4 protein-coding genes are annotated in these 2,918 nt (G+C 53.7%); 2 read left to right on the forward strand and 2 right to left on the reverse strand.

Going from position 1 to position 2,918, the window contains the following annotated elements; all coding sequences use genetic code 11:
• Window positions 1-61: 61 nt before the first annotated feature.
• On the reverse strand, window positions 62-940 hold the full coding sequence (locus tag PY650_RS36180; RefSeq protein ID WP_285884889.1) for a hypothetical protein: 879 nt from the start codon (window positions 938-940) through the stop codon (window positions 62-64).
• Window positions 937-1,302, reverse strand: a complete 366-nt coding sequence (locus tag PY650_RS36185) for a hypothetical protein (protein ID WP_285884890.1) — start codon at window positions 1,300-1,302, stop codon at window positions 937-939. The genes PY650_RS36180 and PY650_RS36185 overlap by 4 nt, the downstream gene beginning before the upstream one ends.
• 437 nt (window positions 1,303-1,739) lie before the next feature.
• Here PY650_RS36185 and PY650_RS36190 point away from each other — a divergent pair, with 437 nt between their 5' ends.
• Entirely contained in the window at window positions 1,740-2,270 is a 531-nt protein-coding gene (locus PY650_RS36190; protein ID WP_285884891.1) for a transposase, read from the forward strand.
• Window positions 2,176-2,373: a transposase family protein gene (locus tag PY650_RS37615; RefSeq protein ID WP_432761627.1), complete on the forward strand. Its 198-nt coding sequence runs from the start codon at window positions 2,176-2,178 to the stop codon at window positions 2,371-2,373. The genes PY650_RS36190 and PY650_RS37615 overlap by 95 nt, the downstream gene beginning before the upstream one ends.
• Window positions 2,374-2,918: the final 545 nt, after the last annotated feature.

The raw sequence follows: 2,918 nt of genomic DNA on the forward strand, positions 1-2,918 counted from the left end.
CTCGGTCACGAACTTCAGGTGAAAATTTGTTGGTCGTCTTGCTCATATCGGCTCCACTTTCTCACGAGTTGGAGCCTCCGGCAAACCCGGCGCGGTTCAGATTTACCAGGACGATATCTCTGTCGATTCGCTTTTGAGGTATCAGACGCGTTGTTCTAGCAATCAGAATGTCGCTCTTGCGAATACCCAATAATGGCCTGATATTACGGCGGGAGCACTCGGAAAAATTGTATGCATTTTTCCCGACTTGAACCTCAACTTCAAAATTGGACCATGCTTCCAGTTCATCTCGTAGTTTTTCATTCAGCGTAACATAGGTGATGTATTGCGATTTGACCGGTTTAGTCGCATACGGATACGGCGGAGCGCCGTATTTCATCGATTTTTTTTCGCTGCTCCACATCAGGTCATGGTCGCGCCAGATGACAAAATTCCTCAAATTCTTGGCGCGTCCGTACTGTTCAATCGCGAGGAGTAGTGCGCGGGAATATATGATATTCTCAGGCAGCGTTCCGTTTTCGACGATAACTTTGCTGACATTCAGATATTTCCATAGGGCCTCGATTTTAAGCGCTACTTCCGCGGCAACCTCGTCTACTGACGTAAGTATCGCCGCCCTTGCATCGCGTGATACGGCAAGTGTCTCGCTAATTAGTACCTTATTTACCTTGTCAAGAAATTCGATGGTATAGTTAGGTATATTAGAAAGATCCGCAACACGTGCCAACTCAAAACACTTGTGATAAAGGGCGGCCTCAAACTTGTACGGTCTTCCGAAATTTCCTTTACTTATGTTGATATCGTATCCCAGATCCAGGTAGCATTTGAACCCTTCGTCCGTGAGTTTTTTTGCGATCTTCACCGCTTCGACGGTGATGCCTGACACCGACACACCATCGAATGAAATAAATATTGCGCATTTCCTTATAGCGGCAATCATAACGAATGTGTCCCGGCCAGAGTAATCCGCCGTGCGCCTGACCCGGGCGAGGCGCCGCTGATCGAGTTGGCCAGTGAACTGACTTTGTTGAGGCAGCCAACCACCGCGGTTCGCGCGGTTGCCGTCTGCGGGAGACGGAAGCTCACATAAATCTCCTTATGCGATCGGCTGATCCACAGATATGTCTCACGCGGATCGGCACACGCCGGCTGGCCATCCGCTAAATAGCCGAGATGTTCCTCCTGAACATAAGACGGGCGACGCAAATCATGCCGCCGGTGTACTGGGTCAGGCACGTCGGGTCGCCACACCGTCAACAGACCCGGTTGCAGCTCGAGGTCGCCTAGTTCGTAGGTCTCCATACGCGATCCTATCTGACGATCTGTCGTCGTCGTCCACCGCAATGACCCAAGACGCGAGTATCGGGTCGGCAGATCCTGCCGTCTTAGAAATGGAGACGAAAAGTCGTGCCAACTGTGCAGAGGAAGCTCAGAAATAATTTCCACACCTTGTTCAGTCGGATAAATATGAGTGGGACGACCTGTGAGCCGAACGCCACCCTGTCGCAGAGCCGACAAAGCCGACGGCGGGTGTAGTTTGCGTTTAGTGCATAGTTGTCTAAGCCTCGGCGGAGGCGCCGCGCGGTGAACTTCGCGGAAGGAGCTGTACGCTTGCAGCTCCAATCAGCGTCCCACTTTCGAACTGCTGGGTATGCGCCGCCTAAACCCCATTGATTCCGTGTGTTTGTGAACAGTGAGGTTTGTGCCAGAAGGTTTTCGGCAAGAGCTGGAGATTTGGCATGGCGGATGGCGGTGATGGATTTGTCGGGCGCTTCGAAGTTGTCGAGCCGCGTCGTGGAAACCGGCGATGGCCCAATGATCTGAAGGCGCGGATTGTAGCGGAAAGCCTTCAGCCCGGTGCGCGGGTTGTTGATGTTGCGCTCACCTATGAACTCGCTGCGCATCAGCTTTCGGACTGGCGGCGGCAGGCGCGTCAGGGTCTTCTGGCGCTGCCTGCGGAACTGATGCCGGCCGTGCCTTGCGACAATTGTCAACGCCGCGTGAAAAATCCTCAGCTAAGAAGTGTGCTCTTCCGCAATTTCGTTGCAACTTTCTCAATCCTATTGATTCGACATGCGAATCAGCAGGTGCAAGGAAATGGCGAAGCGTGTTCTACCGTTGATCCCGCCGTCTTTGGTCGTCGATCATGTCCAACAATCAAAAGAGGCAAGATCGATCAATTATCGCTTCCGATCGACGGGAGCCAAATGTCCAGAGTGCCGCAAAGCTTCGCGTCGCCTTCATCGTCGCTACGAGCGGCGGCTCGCTGACCTGCTATGGCAGGGGCGCACGGTCATGATAACCCTGAAGATCCGGCGCTTGCGTTGCAGCAACAAGAAATGCCGGAGGCGTATATTCGCCAAACGCGGGTGATGTGACCTGACGCTATAGTCGGCGCGACTCGCCTCGGCAACAGAAGGCTGTGCATAGAATCTAATGAAGATCGGTGTCTGCGATCGCAGCAGCATACCAAAACCGCGCGCCAGCACCTAAACGGGCTCGTCACCTTTCCAACGCTGTTCACGCCGCTCCGGACGGATCGCCCGTTGGCAAAGTGCTGGATCAAGCGGTGGATCATTCGGATTTTTATTGCCTTCCGGATCCTGCGCCGACGTCATCGGCGGCTTTTCCCGGGTGCGATGTGGTCCCGCAGGCGATGGATTTGGATCATGCGGCGTTTCATCAGATTTCGGTGTATTTGTTCCGCATTTTCGGTCTCCTTTCAAGGCGGCGGAACGGCATGAGTTTCTTGATCTGCCGTTCAAACCTCCATCGCGACAGAACGTTCCGCCAGGCCATTCACGAGGCCGTCAAAATGAGGATCTTCCGCATATTTGGTGCAGGTCGGGGTCTGCGATGTACCTCGGCCTGTCAGCGGTTTCGCCATGGGTTGTTCAGGAGCCAGTTCCGCAGCATTT

The sequence above is a fragment of the Martinezella calliandrae genome, assembly GCF_030272695.1.
Lineage (GTDB): Bacteria > Pseudomonadota > Alphaproteobacteria > Rhizobiales > Rhizobiaceae > Rhizobium > Rhizobium calliandrae.

Excerpts from the sequence above, each read along its gene's own strand:
- PY650_RS36185 (WP_285884890.1), bottom strand. The coding sequence starts at position 1,302 with ATGGAGACCTACGAACTAGGCGACCTCGAGCTGCAACCGGGTCTGTTG.
- PY650_RS36190 (WP_285884891.1), top strand. The coding sequence starts at position 1,740 with ATGGCGGATGGCGGTGATGGATTTGTCGGGCGCTTCGAAGTTGTCGAG.
- PY650_RS36180 (WP_285884889.1), bottom strand. The coding sequence starts at position 940 with ATGATTGCCGCTATAAGGAAATGCGCAATATTTATTTCATTCGATGGT.